The 15,593-nt window shown below is 65.0% G+C and carries 17 protein-coding genes; 13 read left to right on the forward strand and 4 right to left on the reverse strand.

The window, feature by feature from the left end; all coding sequences use genetic code 11:
- Positions 1 to 10: 10 nt before the first annotated feature.
- Together ACH49N_RS11310 and ACH49N_RS11315 are read right to left on the reverse strand one after the other, a co-directional pair.
- Complete coding sequence (locus ACH49N_RS11310) at positions 11 to 790, reverse strand: acetoin reductase (RefSeq protein ID WP_358272383.1); 780 nt, start codon at positions 788 to 790, stop codon at positions 11 to 13.
- 105 nt (positions 791 to 895) lie between these two features.
- Entirely contained in the window at positions 896 to 1,195 is a 300-nt protein-coding gene (locus ACH49N_RS11315) for a hypothetical protein (protein ID WP_358272382.1), read from the reverse strand.
- Positions 1,196 to 1,354: 159 nt separating this feature from the next.
- Between ACH49N_RS11315 and ACH49N_RS11320 the strand changes: the two genes are divergently transcribed.
- The 3 genes from ACH49N_RS11320 to ACH49N_RS11330 all read left to right on the forward strand — a co-directional run bounded on the left by ACH49N_RS11320 (position 1,355) and on the right by ACH49N_RS11330 (position 4,406).
- On the forward strand, positions 1,355 to 1,807 hold the full coding sequence (locus tag ACH49N_RS11320) for a nitroreductase family deazaflavin-dependent oxidoreductase (protein WP_358272380.1): 453 nt from the start codon (positions 1,355 to 1,357) through the stop codon (positions 1,805 to 1,807).
- Between the two features lie 42 nt (positions 1,808 to 1,849).
- Positions 1,850 to 3,865 (forward strand): APC family permease, encoded by a 2,016-nt coding sequence (locus ACH49N_RS11325; protein ID WP_358272379.1) that lies wholly within the window; start codon positions 1,850 to 1,852, stop codon positions 3,863 to 3,865.
- Between the two features lie 112 nt (positions 3,866 to 3,977).
- The gene (locus ACH49N_RS11330; RefSeq protein WP_358272377.1) at positions 3,978 to 4,406 is read left to right on the forward strand and encodes a hypothetical protein; all 429 of its coding nucleotides are present in this window, start codon (positions 3,978 to 3,980) and stop codon (positions 4,404 to 4,406) included.
- On the opposite strand, the gene ACH49N_RS11335 is transcribed toward ACH49N_RS11330, so the two are convergent.
- Complete coding sequence (locus tag ACH49N_RS11335) at positions 4,376 to 5,599, reverse strand: Ig-like domain-containing protein (RefSeq protein WP_358272376.1); 1,224 nt, start codon at positions 5,597 to 5,599, stop codon at positions 4,376 to 4,378. The genes ACH49N_RS11330 and ACH49N_RS11335 overlap by 31 nt on opposite strands.
- A gap of 111 nt (positions 5,600 to 5,710) precedes the next feature.
- On the opposite strand from ACH49N_RS11335, the gene ACH49N_RS11340 reads away from it, so the two are divergent.
- The 6 genes from ACH49N_RS11340 (at position 5,711) to hadA (ending at position 11,755) form a co-directional block, all read left to right on the forward strand.
- The gene (locus ACH49N_RS11340; RefSeq protein WP_358272374.1) at positions 5,711 to 6,466 is read left to right on the forward strand and encodes an IclR family transcriptional regulator; all 756 of its coding nucleotides are present in this window, start codon (positions 5,711 to 5,713) and stop codon (positions 6,464 to 6,466) included.
- Between the two features lie 101 nt (positions 6,467 to 6,567).
- On the forward strand, positions 6,568 to 7,542 hold the full coding sequence (locus ACH49N_RS11345; RefSeq protein ID WP_250767295.1) for a PDR/VanB family oxidoreductase: 975 nt from the start codon (positions 6,568 to 6,570) through the stop codon (positions 7,540 to 7,542).
- Between the two features lie 28 nt (positions 7,543 to 7,570).
- Entirely contained in the window at positions 7,571 to 8,776 is a 1,206-nt protein-coding gene (locus tag ACH49N_RS11350) for a cytochrome P450 (protein ID WP_358272656.1), read from the forward strand.
- Positions 8,777 to 8,801: 25 nt separating this feature from the next.
- The gene (locus ACH49N_RS11355) at positions 8,802 to 10,154 is read left to right on the forward strand and encodes an MFS transporter (protein ID WP_358272373.1); all 1,353 of its coding nucleotides are present in this window, start codon (positions 8,802 to 8,804) and stop codon (positions 10,152 to 10,154) included.
- Between the two features lie 207 nt (positions 10,155 to 10,361).
- Positions 10,362 to 11,225 (forward strand): cyclopropane mycolic acid synthase family methyltransferase, encoded by an 864-nt coding sequence (locus ACH49N_RS11360; RefSeq protein ID WP_358272372.1) that lies wholly within the window; start codon positions 10,362 to 10,364, stop codon positions 11,223 to 11,225.
- Entirely contained in the window at positions 11,222 to 11,755 is a 534-nt protein-coding gene (gene hadA, locus ACH49N_RS11365) for a (3R)-hydroxyacyl-ACP dehydratase subunit HadA (RefSeq protein ID WP_159923111.1), read from the forward strand. The genes ACH49N_RS11360 and hadA overlap by 4 nt, the downstream gene beginning before the upstream one ends.
- 32 nt (positions 11,756 to 11,787) lie before the next feature.
- Here the strand turns inward: hadA and ACH49N_RS11370 are convergent, their stop codons facing one another.
- Positions 11,788 to 12,735: a YafY family protein gene (locus ACH49N_RS11370; RefSeq protein ID WP_358272370.1), complete on the reverse strand. Its 948-nt coding sequence runs from the start codon at positions 12,733 to 12,735 to the stop codon at positions 11,788 to 11,790.
- A gap of 89 nt (positions 12,736 to 12,824) precedes the next feature.
- Here ACH49N_RS11370 and ACH49N_RS11375 point away from each other — a divergent pair, with 89 nt between their 5' ends.
- From ACH49N_RS11375 to ACH49N_RS11390, 4 genes are all read left to right on the forward strand, one after another.
- Entirely contained in the window at positions 12,825 to 13,241 is a 417-nt protein-coding gene (locus ACH49N_RS11375) for a VOC family protein (protein WP_358272369.1), read from the forward strand.
- Between the two features lies 1 nt (position 13,242).
- Positions 13,243 to 13,809 carry a YdeI/OmpD-associated family protein gene (locus ACH49N_RS11380; protein WP_358272368.1) on the forward strand — a complete coding sequence of 189 codons (567 nt, stop codon included), beginning with the start codon at positions 13,243 to 13,245 and terminating at the stop codon, positions 13,807 to 13,809.
- Positions 13,810 to 13,916: 107 nt separating this feature from the next.
- Positions 13,917 to 14,888, forward strand: coding sequence for a YihY/virulence factor BrkB family protein (locus ACH49N_RS11385; RefSeq protein WP_159923119.1), 972 nt, complete (start codon positions 13,917 to 13,919; stop codon positions 14,886 to 14,888).
- A gap of 19 nt (positions 14,889 to 14,907) precedes the next feature.
- On the forward strand, positions 14,908 to 15,555 hold the full coding sequence (locus ACH49N_RS11390; RefSeq protein ID WP_250767320.1) for a class I SAM-dependent methyltransferase: 648 nt from the start codon (positions 14,908 to 14,910) through the stop codon (positions 15,553 to 15,555).
- The last annotated feature ends 38 nt before the right edge of the window (positions 15,556 to 15,593 follow it).

Raw genomic sequence — 15,593 nt, forward strand, 5'->3', positions numbered from 1 at the left:
GGGGGGTGGTCTACCGGTACACCAGCCCGCCGTCGATCAGGCCCGCCTGCCCGGTCATGTAGTCGGAATCAGGTCCCGCCAGATAGGAGACGTAGGCCGCGACGTCCTCGGGAGTCTGGGCACGGCCCAGCGCGATACCGCCGACGAACTTCTCGAACGTCGCACCCTTCGGAGCGCCGGTGAGGGCCGCGAACCGCTCGTCGATGGTGACCCACATGTCGGTACCGACGACCCCGGGACAGTAGGCGTTGACGGTGATGCCGTCGGCCGCATACTCCTTGGCCGCGGCCTGCGTCAACCCGCGGACCGCGAACTTCGTCGCCGAGTAGACGCCGAGCATCGCGAAGCCCTCATGACCGGCGATCGACGATGCGTTGATGATCTTGCCGCCGTGCCCCCGCGCCCGAAACTTGGCTGCCGCGACTTGAATACCCCACAACACGCCCTCGACGTTGACCGCCAGGATTCGCGACACTTCCTCGGGCTGCACGTCTGCGAGGGGATTCACCTGCGCGATTCCCGCATTGTTGACGATGATGTCGAAGCCGTCCAATTCGTGCTCGGCCTGATCGACAGCGGACTGGACTTGGCTTCGGTCGGTCACATCGGCAACTACGGATATCGCCTTCGACCCCACGGCCCGAATCTCGTCGGCCACCGCGTGCAGACGGTCGCCGTTGACATCGACGAGTGCGATGTCGGCGCCGTCCGCTGCTAAACGCAACGCGATTGCCCGCCCGATACCCTGCCCCGCTCCCGTGATCAGAGCGACTTTGCCTTCGATGCTCATCCCTGAGCTCCTCTCGATAGTGATCGTCCTCACAGAGAAGGCAAGCACTGTCGATTGCGGGCACTCAAGGGTTGCACGCCGTAGCGCGCGAAGAGTGGCGACGAGTCAGCTGTCTCGCCGAATGGAGCCGACGCGTGCCGGTCGGTTCTCGCGGTAGGCGTCGCCTCGGAGGACGAGTGGAGCGGGGGCGATGTCCGATGCGCTGTGCAGACGTGTACTGCCGTCGGCCGACCGATCGGCTGCAGCGGGGGTGATGTCACCTCGGACGGCCCGCGCCATGGTGGTGGCCTCGCCGATGGCGAACGCAATGGGTATGGCGACGACAACGGATGCGACGGCAGCGGCTGCGTCGAAGGCGAGGCGCGTTACTTCGAGTGCACCGTTGACTGTGTCGCGCATGCCCATGAAAGCTTCCTTCGCTATTGATCGCTGTGGAGCACACGACCTCGCCGGGAATTGCATTGCGCCGTGCAGGTTACGATTGATCTTGCACTACTTGCGAGTACCAAACCGTCCAGTTTTCTTTCTGCCCGCGCGGTACACCATCAGTGGAGGCCGAACGACATGGAACACTCGCCCGACACCGTGAAGCCTCCGTGGTACCTGCCCTGGGTCAACAAGGTGATCATCGGTCTGCATCACCTGGGGATCGCCATGCCGATGCCGACGCTCACCGTTCCCGGGCGAAAGAGCGGTAAGCCGCGGTCGACGCCGGTGTCACCCTACGAGGTAGACGGCTCGAGGTACGTGGTCGCCGGATATGCCCGATCGGATTGGGCAAGAAATGCGGAGGCGGCAGGCCGGGGAACGTTGACCCGTGGCCGTCACAGCGAGCAGGTGCGGCTCGTGGCCCTGCCGGTGTCCGAGCGGGGACCGATCCTGCGGGAGTTCCCGGTCAAGATGCCACATGGCGTCTCGATGTTCTTGAAGGCCGGAACGGTCGAGAATGCGTCGCCGGAAGCGTTCGAAGCCGCCGCGCCCCGGTGTGCCGTCTTCCGGATCGAGCCACTCGGCTAGAAGAGCCGCCGGAACCGTGTGCCGAGGACGTACGCTTCGGCAGTGTCCAAAGCTGTACACGCGGCTCGTCGGCTGATCCTCGGCCGTGCGCTGCGGAGCGAACGCCTCGGCGAGCAGTCGCTGTCCAAGCGGCTGGCGCTGCCGATCTTCGCGTCCGACCCACTGTCGTCCGTGGCGTATGCGACCCAGGAAATTCTGCTGATCCTGTCGCTCGGTGGGCTTGCGTACCTTTACCTCACGCCGTACCTGGGTGCAGCGGTGGTGGTGCTCCTCGCGGTGGTTGTTCTCTCGTACCGGCAGGTGGTCTTCGCGTACCCCAGCGGCGGCGGATCCTACGAGGTCGCCAACCGCAACCTGGGACCGTCCGCGGGCCTTACCGTGGCCAGCGCCCTGCTCGTCGACTATGTGATGACGGTGGCGGTGTCGGTGGCAGCGGGGGTCGACAACCTCATCTCCGCCGCCCCGTCCCTGAACGAGCATCGAGTGGCGTTGGCGGCGGGCTTCGTGGTCCTGCTGACCGCGATCAATCTGCGCGGGGTCCGCGAGTCGGGCAAGGCGTTCGCTGTACCAACCTACGGTTTCATCGCCGGCGTCGTCGTGCTCATCGTCACCGGGCTGATCCGGGCGGCGTTCGGCGATCCACCCGTCGCGGAGAGCGCCGCCTACACGATCACAGCCGAACACTCGGGACTCACCGGCCTCGCACTGATCTTCTTCGCCCTGCGCGCCTTCTCCTCCGGCTGTACGGCGTTGACGGGGGTCGAGGCGATCTCCAACGGTGTGCCTGCGTTCCGCAAACCCAAGAGCGCCAACGCCGCGAAAACTCTCGTCGCAATGGGAGCCACCGCGATCGTGATGTTCTCCGGTGTCACCGCACTGGCCATCATCAGCAAGGTCCGAATCGCGGAGAACACCTGCGACCTCATCGGGTTCGCCGGAGATTGTGCGACCGATCCGCAGCGGACAGTGATTGCTCAGATCGCCGCCGCGGTGTTCGGCGGAAGCACCAATGTGGGGTTCTTCTATATTCAGGCAGCCACCGTGCTCATCCTCATCCTGGCTGCGAACACCGCCTACAACGGGTTTCCGCTGCTTGCCTCAATACTTGCCCGCGACCGCTACCTGCCCCGCCAGCTCAATACCCGCGGTGACCGGCTCGCGTTCAGCAACGGCATCATTCTGCTGGCCCTCGCGGCCGGCACCCTGATCGTCATCTTCGACGCCTCGGTTACGCACCTGATCCAGCTGTACATCCTCGGGGTGTTCACCTCCTTCACTCTCAGTCAGGCCGGGATGGTCCGGCACTGGAACCGCCTCCTGCGCACCACACCGGATCGCGCCGAGCGGCACAGGATTCACCTGCGACGTGCCGTCAACGGAATCGGCTGTGTGCTCACAGGGCTGGTGCTGATCATCGTGACCGTCACGAAGTTCACCCAGGGCGCTTACCTGGTGGTCATCGCGATGCCGATCCTTTTCGCTCTGATGAAGGGCATCCGCCGGCACTACGATCGTGTGTCGGCCGCGCTCGTCCTCGAGGAGGACAGTTTCGATCTGCCGTCCGAGGTGCATGCCATTGTCTTGATCTCGCAACTACACAAACCTGCTGCTCGCGCCCTCGCCTACGCCCGCGCAACTCAGCCCTCGATCATCGAGGCCGTGACCGTGCAGAGCGACGACACGCCCCGCCTACAGAAGGAATGGTCCAAGCACGACCTTCCGGTGCCGCTCAAGGTGCTGGCTTCCCCCTACCGCGAAGTCACCCGCCCGATCATCAACTACATCAAGACGATACGTCGCGACAGCCCCCGGAAGGTGATCACCATTTACATTCCCGAATACGTCGTCGGGCACTGGTGGGAAAACCTTCTGCACAATCAGAGCGCACTACGCCTCAAGGGCCGACTGCTGTACACGCCCGGTGTGATGGTCACCAGCATCCCCTGGTTGCTGGACTCCGCCCAACGCATCCGCGACCCGGCACCGCTTCCCGCGCCTGGCGACATCCGCCGCGGCGCTCTTCCCGGGAAGTCATCACCGCCCGACATCCGGAAGTGAGTCATCTTTCTGCCGGTCAGCGTGTTCACCGAAACAGGAGCGGGGTACTCAGGAAAAGTCCTATTCGGATCGATCAGCGACATGAGGATTGTCGCGAAACTTGGTGAATGTCATGAACATCGTTCACAACACCGTTCGGGTGGTCGCCGGAGCCGGTGACGCCGCAACGGCCACTCTCGGTGCGATCGGTGGTGCCGCGATCGGTAGCGTCGTCGGCACTGTCAAGGGGGCCGGGGAGGGGGCAGTCGAGGGCGCTCGTCGCGGCAGCCATTCCACTCCAGCAGCCGTCATGACGATGGGGGCGGTCGCGCTGACCGGCGTGGTGGAGTGGCCTCTCGTCGCGGCGGCCGGCGGTACCGCCCTGCTACTGCACCAACTCGAGCCCGGCCAAGGAAAAACTGAGGTGCCGACGGAGCCCGACACTGCAGGTACCACGACACCGGAAAGCCCGAAAACGGCCACGGAGGCGCCGGCAGCCGGCGGCGCTGCACGAACTGCCACGTCGAAGCGTCAGCGCAGCGCACTGCCCGCCAGCCACTGATCCCAGGGCACGCTCCAGTCACCGTTCTGCCATTGCTCCAGGGGAGCGCCGCCGGTGTTGCGTACCTCGACGATGTCGCCGGGGCGGGAGAAGTCGTAGAACCAGCGGGCGTTCTCGGGACTGAGGTTCAGGCATCCGTGCGAGACGTTGGTGTTGCCCTGAGCCCAGATGGTGTCCGCGAGTTCGTGGAGGTAGATGCCGTCGGTGCTGATGCGGGTTGCGAAGTTGATCGACTCCTTGTAGCCGAGGCGGGAGTTCACCGGGAGCCCATAGGTGGAGGAATCCATCACCACCGGGTTGGCCTTGTCGATCACGGTGTAGATGCCCGGCTGGGTCCAGAACGTCAGGGTCTGGCCGCCGACGACTTCACTTCCGCCCATGCCCATCGACGTCGGCATGGTGCGGACCACCTCGCCGTTGTCGGTGACGGTGATCTGCTTGGTGGTGTCGTCGGCCACGGAAATGTGGGCGTCTCCGATGGTGAAGGAGGTGGTCGCGTCCTCCTGACCGAACAGACCCTCGCCGAGAGGTTTTCCGTAGACATTCGCGCGGACGGTGACCTTGGTGCCGGGTTCGTAATAGTTCTGCGGGCGCCAGTGCACATTCTGATCGTCGGCCCAATACCAGGAGCCCGACACCGGCGGCGTCGTTTCGACGCTCAGTGCCCGTTCGGCGGCTGCGCGGTCGGTGATCGGCTCGTCGAAATGGGTGACGATCACGATGCCGACGCCGAAGGTGCCGCCGTCGGTGAGGAGGTTGCCCCCGGTCGTCAGGAACGAGGGTTTGGTCTGATTGCCGGGCCGCACGGTGGTGAATGTGCTCGTTCGATCGCTACGGGCGCCGTCATCGCCGACCGCGGTGATCACCAGGGTGTAGGTCTTGCCGTAGCCGAGGGGTACGCCCGGCTTCCACGACACGCGGTCCGGGGTGAAGATGCCGTCGATGACCCGGCCCTCGTCGTTGGTCATCGTGACCGACTCGAGAGTGCCGCCGGTGGTGTCGACCGACACCGGATCGAGCGGTTTGACCGCGGCCACCCCGTCGGCCGGGACCACGGTGATCTGCGGCCCTACCGACGGTTGCGCGCTGGTGGGCGCGGACGGTCCGGAGGTGGAGCCGCAGGCGGTGAGGAACGCGGTGCACAGCACCAGAGTCAGAAGTGCGGCCAGACAGTGGGAACGGTGATTGCGCATGACGGCGGCCCCCTCGATCCGTGTGGGTTGTGCGGACTAAACCTATCTCGCCCCTCTGCCGTGCGTGGTGCAGTTTCCTCCGCGGGATTCTTCTCGGTGCACACTGGTGACATGGCGCGTGTGCACACCGGTGAGTCGGTTCTGGCCCGGGCGGTGCGGATCGTGGAGTCGTTCCACTCGGATGATTCCCTGCTGACGGTGTCGGAGATAGCTCGCAGATCGGGCTTGCACCTGTCCACCACCTCGCGGTTGATCGACGAGCTGGTCGGGTGCGGCTGGCTCGAGCGGGAGAATCGCCGCGTGCGGATCGGGGTGCGGCTGTGGGAGGTGGCCTCCCGGGCATCGCCGACTCTCGGACTGAGGGAGGCGGCGATGCCTTTCATGGAAGACCTGCACTCGGTGGTCGGACAACACACACAGCTGGGAGTGCTCGAGGGCGACGAGGTGCTGTTCATCGAGCGACTCAGTGCGCCCGGTGCCGTGGTCAACTACACCCGCATCGCCGGTCGCATGCCCCTGCACGCGTCGTCGTCGGGCCTGGTTCTGCTCGCGCACGGGCCGGCCGAACTACAGGAGCGGATTCTGCGCGAGCCGTTGAAGGTCTTCACCGACAGGACGATCCGCACCGAGCGCCAGTTGCGAACCGCGCTGGCAGATGTGCGCAAGCATGGCTACATCCTGTGTGCGGGTCACATCTACCCCAACACAACTGGGGTCGCGGTTCCTATCCGAGACCCGTCCGGTCGGGTTCTTGCCGCGCTGTCGGTCGTCGTGCCCAACGAGATGGCCTACGCGCAGATCCCGGCCCTCAAGGCGGCGGCACGGGGAATCTCGCGGGTGATGGCAGACACCGTTCACGCACTGTAGTGACCCGGCTTACAGATTTACTTTCAACTATTGAAAGTGGTGTGGTGCCGATATCCGGCTGTCGATGATCCTCGACGGACAGCCAGATCGAGGAGTGCCAGATGCCGGAAAATGTGATCGCCCCCAGTGCCGCGGTGGACGCGACCCTGCAAGTCGTCGCGAAGGAGGACGTAGCGCAAGACGTTGTCGCGCTGACGCTGCGGCACCCGGCGGGCCGACGGTTGCCGGACTGGGCACCGGGCGCCCACATCGATGTCATGCTGCCCTCGGGTGCGACCCGCCAGTACTCGTTGTGCGGCGACCGATGGGACGCCTACACCTATCGGGTGGGGGTACTGCGCGAGCAGGACGGACGAGGAGGGTCTGCCTTCATCCACGATCGGCTCGCAGTGGGTGATCTCGTCGGTACCGGCGGTCCCCGCAACAACTTCCGGCTGGTTCCCGCGCCGAGGTACCTGTTCATCGCCGGCGGAATCGGTATCACGCCGCTCATCCCGATGATCCACCAGGCGGACCTTCTGGGGATCGACTGGCAGCTGCTCTACGGTGGACGTACCCGTGGGTCGATGGCGTTCCTCGCGGAACTCGAGTCCTACGGTGAGCGGGTCGTCGTCGCACCCCACGACGAGGTGGGTCGTCTCGACCTTCCGTCCTGGATCGGCGCGCTGTCCGGCACCGATGCGAAAGTCTACGTCTGCGGGCCGTCGTCTCTCCTCGCAGCCACCGAATCACTCTGCGCCGGTTGGCCTGCCGGGAAGTTGCGCACGGAACGGTTCGTGCCCGAGCAACGTGGCGCACCGGTTCGGGACGAAGCCTTCGAGGTGGAACTGGCCCGTTCCGGCTCGGTGGTCACGGTGACACCGGGTGCCAGTGTGCTCGATGCCGTGCAGGCAACCGGCGTCAACGTTCTGTCCTCCTGCCGCGAGGGCACCTGCGGAACCTGTGAGACCACCGTCCTCGCGGGCGAACCCGATCATCGCGATTCCATCCTCGACGACGAAGAGCGGTCCGCCGCCGACTGCATGTTCATCTGCGTGTCCAGGTCCTGCTCCGACCGTCTCGTGCTCGACCTCTGACTACCAGCGAAGGACCTTTACCGTGACGATGTTCGCCCCTGCCCCCACCCTCCCCGTCAGCGACGCCGACCCGTTCGCACTGGGTGTCCTGGAAGATCCGTTGCCGTTTCAAGCGCAGCTGCGTGATGCCGGCCCCGTCGTCTACCTGAGTCGGTACGACGTGTTCGCGATGGGGCGCTACGAACAGGTCCACACCGCACTGACCGACTGGCAGTCGTTCCAGTCTGCCGCCGGTGTCGGGTTGACCAACTTCCGGTACGAGCAGCCGTGGCGGCCACCGAGCCTTCTGCTCGAAGCGGATCCCCCGCACCACGACGCACCACGGGCCGTGTTGAGCAAGATTCTCGGACCCCGCGCACTGCAGAAACTGCGCGCAGCGTGGTTCGCCGACGCGGAAGTGCTCGTCGACCGGCTACTCGAGTCCACAGAGTTCGATGCGGTCACCGATCTGGCCGCTGCGTTCCCGCTCCGGGTCTTTCCCGACGCGGTGGGACTTCCCGAGGAGGGCCGCGAGAACTTGCTGCCCTACGGGGACCACGCGTTCAATGCGTTCGGTCCCGTCAACAGTTTGGTGGAGCGGGGTGCACCCCGAGTGGCCGAACTGTCGGCCTGGGTCGCTGACCGATGCCGCCGCGAGGTACTCGCCGACGACGGGTTCGGAGCGCAGATCTGGGCGGCTGCCGATCGCGGTGACATCACGCACGAGCAGGCACCGCTCGTGGTTCGCTCCCTCTTGACGGCGGGCGTCGACACCACGGTCAACGGGCTCGCCGCCGTCCTCTACGCGTTCGCGCGTCACCCCGACCAGTGGGCGCTGCTGCGGCAGAACGCCGCTCTGGCGCGCACCGCTTTCGACGAGGCGGTGCGGTGGGAGTCGCCGGTCCAGACGTTCTTCCGCACGGCCACCGGCGACATCGACATCGCGGGCACCGTCGTCCCGGACGGCAAGAAGATCCTGATGTTCCTCGGCGCCGCAAACCGGGACCCTCGCCGATGGGACAACCCGGACGCCTTCGATCTCACCCGAAACCCCTCCGGGCACGTCGGATTCGGAATGGGCATTCATCAATGTGTCGGTCAGCACGTGGCAAGGCTCGAATCCGAGGCGCTGTTGACAGCGCTGGCGTCCCGGGTGGAGTCGATCGACATCGTGGGCCCGGTTCGGCGCCACCTCAACAACACGTTGCGTTCCTGGAAGTCCTTGCCGGTACGCGTCACGACCGTGCAGCGCTGAGCTGCCGAGAAAAGGGAGAGATCAGATGACGTTCGACTTGCGTGAGCGTATCGACGGGAGTCCGATGACGCGGTACCAGTGGGGAGCGGTAGCGATCTGCGTGTTACTCAACGTCCTCGACGGCTTCGATGTGCTGGTAATGGCGTTCACAGCGCAGTCGGTGTCGAAGGAATGGGCACTGTCAGGTTCTGTCCTCGGCCTCCTGCTCAGTGCCGGGTTGTTCGGTATGGCGGCGGGGTCGCTGTTCCTCGCGCCCTGGGCGGACACCATCGGCAGGCGGGCGATGATCCTGCTGTGCCTGGTGCTGGCGTCCACGGGCATGTTGCTGTCCGCGATCAGTCAGAGCGCGATGCAACTCGGGCTGCTGCGCGCACTGACCGGCATCGGCATCGGCGGAATCTTGGCCAGCAGCAACGTGATCGCGAGTGAGTACGCCTCGACGCGGTGGCGCGGTCTGGCGGTGAGCCTCAACTCGACCGGTTACGCCATCGGTGCCACCCTCGGCGGCATCATTGCGGTGGTCCTGCAGACGTCCTACGGATGGCGGTCGGTGTTCCTGTTCGGTGGATTGTGTACTGCTGCCATCATTCCCGTCGTCTACCTGCGGTTGCCCGAATCGATCGACTTCCTCCTCGAACGTCGCCCGGCCAGGGCCCTCGAGCGCATCAACGCCTTCGCCGCGAAGGTCGGTCAGGACAGTCTGACCGTGTTGCCGGCTCCCAGGGTCAAGGACGCCGCCGAAGGCGGATCGAAGATGCGGGCGTTGCTCGCACCGCAGCAGCGTCGCAACACCCTGCTGGTGTGGTCGGCGTTCTTCATGGCGATGTTCGGGTTCTACTTCGTCACCAGCTGGACCCCCAAGCTCCTGGTCGAGGCCGGTATGTCGGCGAATCAGGGCGTGACCGGCGGCGTGCTCCTCAACCTCGGGGGCATTTTCGGCGCCACTCTGCTCGGGGCGTTGTCGGCCCGGTTCGCACTGAAGCGGGTGCTGATCGCCTACATGCTCGTCGCGGGTGTGCTGCTCACCGTGTTCGTGCCCACCACCGCGACCATCGTGCTCGCCTTCGCCCTCGGTGCTCTCATCGGCGTGTTCGTCAACGGGTGTATCGCCGGCCTGTACGCGATCACCCCCTCGGTGTATGCCCCCGCGGTCCGGGCCACGGGCGTCGGGTGGGGTATCGGTATCGGCCGGATCGGAGCGATCGCGTCACCCATCGTTGCGGGGGCCCTGCTCGATCTGCACTGGTCCCCGGCTCAGCTCTACGTACTTGTCGCCGTGTCCTTCGGTCTCGCCGCGTTGGCGGTCTCGCGCTTGCGCGTGGAGCGCACCGAGGTGCACACCACCGCCACCACGGAGGTATCGCTGACCACACACTGAGTCAGCGGCGCGGGAGCGGAGTGCCCAACGCACATTTTCATGGAGTTCCGGTCGCGGGCCGAGCACGCAGTGGGTATCTTGAGATCAGCCGGACGGTGGCGTCGTCTCCGAGGGGTCGACGTCATCGCTCCAGTGAAAAGGTTCGTGAGCTAAGCAGCCAGCTCGATGTTGGTGCATCTGCACTGGTCACGAGAGGTGGGTCGCGCGGTGGACAAACTGACCCCGTTCTACGCCGATGTGCAATCCCACTACGACCTCTCCGACGAGTTCTTCGCCCTGTTCCTCGATCCCACTCGTACCTACAGCTGTGCGTATTTCGAACGTGACGAGATGAGTCTCGAAGAGGCGCAGATCGCCAAAGTCGACCTCGCGTTGGGTAAATGTGATCTGCGACCGGGTATGACGCTGCTGGACGTGGGGTGTGGCTGGGGGTCCACCATGCTGCGGGCGATCGACCGGTACCAGGTGAACGTCATCGGGTTGACGTTGAGCCGTAACCAGTTCGAGCACGTGAACGAGGAATTCTCGCGGCTGCCCCTCGGTGATCTCGCGGCGGAGGTGCGCCTCGAGGGCTGGGAAGATTTCGACGAGCCGGTAGACCGGATCGTCAGTATCGGTGCTTTCGAACACTTTCGGCGTGAACGCTACGACACCTTCTTCCGGCGATGCCGGAAGATACTGCCCGAAGATGGTCGAATGTTGCTGCACACCATCACTCAGATCAACCGCCACCGCATCCGAGAGCTGGGCTTGCCTATCAATCGGGAGGTTCTACTCTTCGGACAGTTCATTCAGTACGAGATCTTCCCGGGGGGTCAACTGCCGGAACCGGAATGGGTGGTGGCAGGTGCGGAGAAGGCCGGATTTCGGGTGGAGCGGATACAGCCGCTGCAGCAGCATTACGCGCGGACGCTCGATTCGTGGGCCACCGCCCTGGCCGAGCACCGCGAGGAGGCGATCAGGGCCGCCTCGCAGCAGACCTATGACACCTACATGAAGTACCTGAGCGGTTGCGCGAATTACTTCCGCGACGGCTACATCGACGTCATGCAGTTCAGCCTCGCCTTATGACAGCCGAATTGACTGTGAGCGACCAGGTTGCGGCACTGGTCGGGCACACCTATCGAATGCCGGGTTACTACGAGGTCGGGCGCGAGAAGATCCGCGAGTTCGCCGGTGCAGTGCACGACGATCACCCGGCGCACCACCTCGAGGAGGGTGCCGCGGAACTCGGCTATCGAACGTTGATCGCGCCGATCACGTTCACGTCGATTCTGGGTTCCATTGTCCAGCAGCATCTTTTCACCGAATTCGTGACGGTCTACGATTTGAGTCAGGTTCTGCACACCGACCAGCGCATCGTGGTACACAGACCTGTTCGGGTGGGAGACCAGCTTTACTGCGAGTCGACTCTCGAGTCGTTCCGGGAGTCGCACGGACAAGATGTCCTGGTGTTTCGAAACGAGATCACCGATGGTGACGGCTGCGCCGTGCAGACATCCTGGACGACGATGACCGCCCGTAGCGGCGGTGTGATCGACGAGGCACTCGCCGACGTCGTCGCCGATGTCACTCGCCGCCGTGCGCCGCGAAGGCACTGACGTCGGCCCCGACCCAGTCGTCCGGGGAATGATCAACCCGAACCATAGCGGCCGACGAGTTCACCGCCGATCCGTGCGAGTTCGGATCGCACCGACGATGGGTCCAGAACCTCGACCATGACACCCCACCCGGCGAGGTTGCGGGCGATATCCAACGGGGTGGGTGCGGCGAGGCGAACGCGGACGCGGCCGTCGTCGAGCTCGGCGTCGGTGTGGCAGTGGCGGCCGAAGTGGTCGCGGAGTATGGGCACGAACCGCGCTTCGATGAGAACGGTGGCCCACGTGCGTGACCGCTTCTCCTCCATCTGCCCGACGATCCGCTCCCACGCGGTGGCGAGGGCAAAGTCGTCGGGCCGCTCGGCCGGGTGGTCGGTGGGCTCGCTGGCAACGATGCGGTCGACGCGGAATGTGCGCTGCCCCTTGTCGGTTCCGGCAAGCAGGTACCAGGTGTCATCTTTGTCGACCAGCCCCCACGGGTCGACGAGCCGCTCGGATTGCTGTCGGGCGCTGTTGTTGTACGTCAGTCGTACCTTGCGTCGGCGGATCACGGCATCCTGCAGAAGGTTGACCATCTCGGGTCGGCGGCGGTCCCGCTCACCCCACCGGGTCGGGTCGATCATCGTGGCGCTGGCAGCGGCCTCAGCATCGGCCCGGAAGGTCTGCGGAAGGGCTCGCACGAGTTTGCGCATCGCGGCTTTCGCCTCGTCCGAGACAGCCGCGGCCGGACCCACCAGCAGAAAAAGGGCCTGCGCCTCCGTTGCCGAGAGGCCGCTCAGATCGGTGCGCGCGCCACCGACGAGTGACCAACCACCTCCGCGGCCGGGTTGCGGATAGACCGGGATGCCCGCCACCGACAGGGCCTCGAGGTCGCGACGGGCAGTGGCGACGGACACTTCGAGTTCCTCGGCTAGCTCGGCGGCGGTCACGCGGCCACGCGACTGCATGAGTAGAAGGGTGGCGACGAGGCGGTCTGCGCGCATAGGTGAAGTCTCCTCCAGAAAGTGCTCACTTGGTGAGCACTTTGGGGCGGAAGATGGTTCTTGTCACTCACCGATGGAAGGAACCACACATGTTGCGAGGACTCACCACCGTCAACTTCTTCGCGGACGACCTCTCGGCTGCACGGGACTGGTACACCGAACTGCTCGGCATCGAGCCGTACTTCGTGCGCGAGGTGCAGGGAGCGCCAGCGTATATCGAATTCCGGATCGGCGACTACCAGCACGAGTTGGGCATCATCGACCGTCGATTCGCGGCGGACAGCCGGACAGGTGAGGCTGGGGCGGGAATCACCTACTGGGCGGTGGACGACGTCGAGGCCGCCTTCGAACGGTTGCTGTCCCTGGGCGCCGTCGTGCATGCCAAGCCGGTCGAGCATGGACCCGGATTCGTCACCGCTTCCGTCGTCGACCCGTTCGGCAACGTCCTCGGCGTGATGTACAACCAGCACTACCTCGACGTCCTCGGATCCCGGACAGGAGCCTGAGGTGAGCACCGTGTCCGCGAGTACGTCCGCCGAATGGCGGGACTGGCTCGCACAGAACTGTCGGTCCGAGAAGGAAGTGTGGCTCGTCCTTCACCACAAGGACAGTGGCACCGCGAGCGTGCGCTACGCGGAGGCGATCGAGCAGGCGCTGTGCTTCGGCTGGATCGACGGTGTGCACCGCAAGCACGATGCGCACAGCTCGCGGCTGCGATTCACTCCGCGCACCGAGCGGAGTTCCTGGAGCCGGGTGAATCGTGAGCGTGCGGCCAGGATGATCGAGCTCGGTCTGATGACCGAGCAGGGTCAGGCGATGATCGACCTGGCCATGGCCAAGGGAACGTGGCAGGTGCTGCCGGACGAGGAGAGTGTCCCGGACGACCTGTGCACGTTGCTCGATCGAAATGATGACGCACGCAACAACTTCGAAGCCTTTCCGCCGTCGTCGCGGCGGCTGATCCTGGAGTGGATCGCGAAGGCGAAGAGGCCGGACACCAGGCAGCGTCGGATCGAGCGAACGGTCGCGCTCGCGGAGGTGAACGTCCGCGCCAACCATCCGGGAACACGGTGATCGTGCCGCTCGGCGAGGATCGGCGGAATCCCTGGAGCTCACTGGTGTCCGAGCGCAGCATGCTTCTTACCTGCGCCTTCCGCCGCCTGCCAGGGCAAGATGAGGACATGAGCATTGCGAGGCGGTTGGACGCCCTTCAGCGTCGTCACCCGGCGCTGGGATTCCCGATCGCCGTGCTGTACAAGTTTCTCGACGATCAGGGCGTCTATCTCGCCGCATTGATCGCGTACTACGGCTTCATCTCGCTTTTCCCGTTGTTGCTCCTGCTGTCCACGGTTCTCGGTTTCGTTCTCGCCGGCAATCCGGGCCTGCAGCAGGACATCATCGACTCGGCGCTGCGCCAGTTCCCGGCAATCGGGACCGATCTCGCGACCCAGGACCGGATAGGTGGTGGGTGGGCCGGTCTGGTGATCGGTGTGGTCGGTGCCCTGTACGGAGGTCTCGGCGTGGCGTTGGCGTGCCAGAACGCGATGAACACCGCGTGGTCGGTGCCGCGCCATCAACGGCCCGACCCGATCCGCGCCCGCGGTCAGGGTTTGCTGCTCCTCGGCACGATCGGTCTGGCTGTCCTCGGCACCGCCGCGATCTCCGGCATCGGTGCCGCCGCACATCTCGACGGACCCCTCAGCGTGCTTCTGATCGTCGCCACGCTGATCCTGAATTCCGGGATCTTCATTCTCGCCTTCCGGCTCACCACCGCACGGCCGTTGTCCAACGCAGAAGTCGTTCCCGGGGCGGTGGCCGCGGCCGTGCTGTGGCAGATGCTGCAAACGTTCGGTGCCTTCTATGTCAGCAGCGTGGTACGCACCGCCTCGGTCACGAACGGTGTATTCGCCATCGTTCTGGGACTGTTGGCGTTTCTGTTCCTCGCCGGGGTCACGGTCGTGCTGTGCGTCGAGATCAATGTGGTGAGGGTGGACAATCTGCATCCGCGCGCCCTGCTCGCACCGTTCACCGACAAGGTCGATCTCATCGAAGGGGACAAGCGCACCTTCAGCGACCAGGCGCAGGCGCAACGTGCCGTCGCCCACGAAGACATCCAGGTCACGTTCGACGACAGGCGCGCCGACCGCAGCTGACGAGGTGAGAAGTAGAACAATGACAGGTGACGGAAATCCCTTCATAGACCGCCGCCCCACCAGCCACGAACGGCTGACGGGGATGCCCTGGGATGCGTCGTACCACGACGGCCCTGCGCCGTGGGATATCGGCCGGGCGCAGCCGGCAATAGTGCGCCTCGCATCCATTGGCGGATTCACCGGAGCGGTGCTCGATGTGGGCTGTGGGAGCGGCGAGAACGCACTGCACCTCGCATCGCTCGGGTTGTCGGTTCTGGGGGTGGACGTGGCCGAGACGGCCCTGGTGCTCGCCCGAGAAAAAGCCGACGATCGCGGACTCGCGGTCGACTTCGCTGTGGCGGACGCGTTCGAGCTGGAACGTGTGGGGCGCATGTTCGAGACGGTGCTCGACTGCGGACTGTTTCACACCTTCGACGACGACGAGCGGCGCGGATACGTGGCGAGTCTGGCGTCGGTGACCGAGCATCAGGGAACACTGTATGTGTTGTGCTTCAGCGATGATGGTCCGGAAACCGGCCCGCACCCCGTCAGTCGCGACGAGCTGAGAGCGGCCTTCGACTCCGGGACCGGATGGAATATCGACACCATCGAGCCGGACCGGATACTGACTAGATTCCACGACGACGACGGCGCACCGGCGTGGCTGGCGACAATCACGCGGATCTGAACGGCCGGACCGGCCGGTTCTGGTGATCGCTTCGTCCG

The sequence above is a fragment of the Rhodococcus sp. NPDC019647 genome, assembly GCF_044389235.1.
GTDB classification, from domain to species: Bacteria; Actinomycetota; Actinomycetes; order Mycobacteriales; family Mycobacteriaceae; genus Rhodococcus_F; species Rhodococcus_F oxybenzonivorans.

Excerpts from the sequence above, each read along its gene's own strand:
- ACH49N_RS11310 (WP_358272383.1), bottom strand. The coding sequence starts at position 790 with ATGAGCATCGAAGGCAAAGTCGCTCTGATCACGGGAGCGGGGCAGGGT.
- ACH49N_RS11315 (WP_358272382.1), bottom strand. The coding sequence starts at position 1,195 with ATGGGCATGCGCGACACAGTCAACGGTGCACTCGAAGTAACGCGCCTC.
- ACH49N_RS11320 (WP_358272380.1), top strand. The coding sequence starts at position 1,355 with ATGGAACACTCGCCCGACACCGTGAAGCCTCCGTGGTACCTGCCCTGG.
- ACH49N_RS11330 (WP_358272377.1), top strand. The coding sequence starts at position 3,978 with ATGAACATCGTTCACAACACCGTTCGGGTGGTCGCCGGAGCCGGTGAC.
- ACH49N_RS11335 (WP_358272376.1), bottom strand. The coding sequence starts at position 5,599 with ATGCGCAATCACCGTTCCCACTGTCTGGCCGCACTTCTGACTCTGGTG.
- ACH49N_RS11340 (WP_358272374.1), top strand. The coding sequence starts at position 5,711 with ATGGCGCGTGTGCACACCGGTGAGTCGGTTCTGGCCCGGGCGGTGCGG.
- ACH49N_RS11345 (WP_250767295.1), top strand. The coding sequence starts at position 6,568 with ATGCCGGAAAATGTGATCGCCCCCAGTGCCGCGGTGGACGCGACCCTG.
- ACH49N_RS11350 (WP_358272656.1), top strand. The coding sequence starts at position 7,571 with ATGTTCGCCCCTGCCCCCACCCTCCCCGTCAGCGACGCCGACCCGTTC.
- ACH49N_RS11355 (WP_358272373.1), top strand. The coding sequence starts at position 8,802 with ATGACGTTCGACTTGCGTGAGCGTATCGACGGGAGTCCGATGACGCGG.
- hadA (WP_159923111.1), top strand. The coding sequence starts at position 11,222 with ATGACAGCCGAATTGACTGTGAGCGACCAGGTTGCGGCACTGGTCGGG.
- ACH49N_RS11370 (WP_358272370.1), bottom strand. The coding sequence starts at position 12,735 with ATGCGCGCAGACCGCCTCGTCGCCACCCTTCTACTCATGCAGTCGCGT.
- ACH49N_RS11375 (WP_358272369.1), top strand. The coding sequence starts at position 12,825 with ATGTTGCGAGGACTCACCACCGTCAACTTCTTCGCGGACGACCTCTCG.
- ACH49N_RS11385 (WP_159923119.1), top strand. The coding sequence starts at position 13,917 with ATGAGCATTGCGAGGCGGTTGGACGCCCTTCAGCGTCGTCACCCGGCG.
- ACH49N_RS11390 (WP_250767320.1), top strand. The coding sequence starts at position 14,908 with ATGACAGGTGACGGAAATCCCTTCATAGACCGCCGCCCCACCAGCCAC.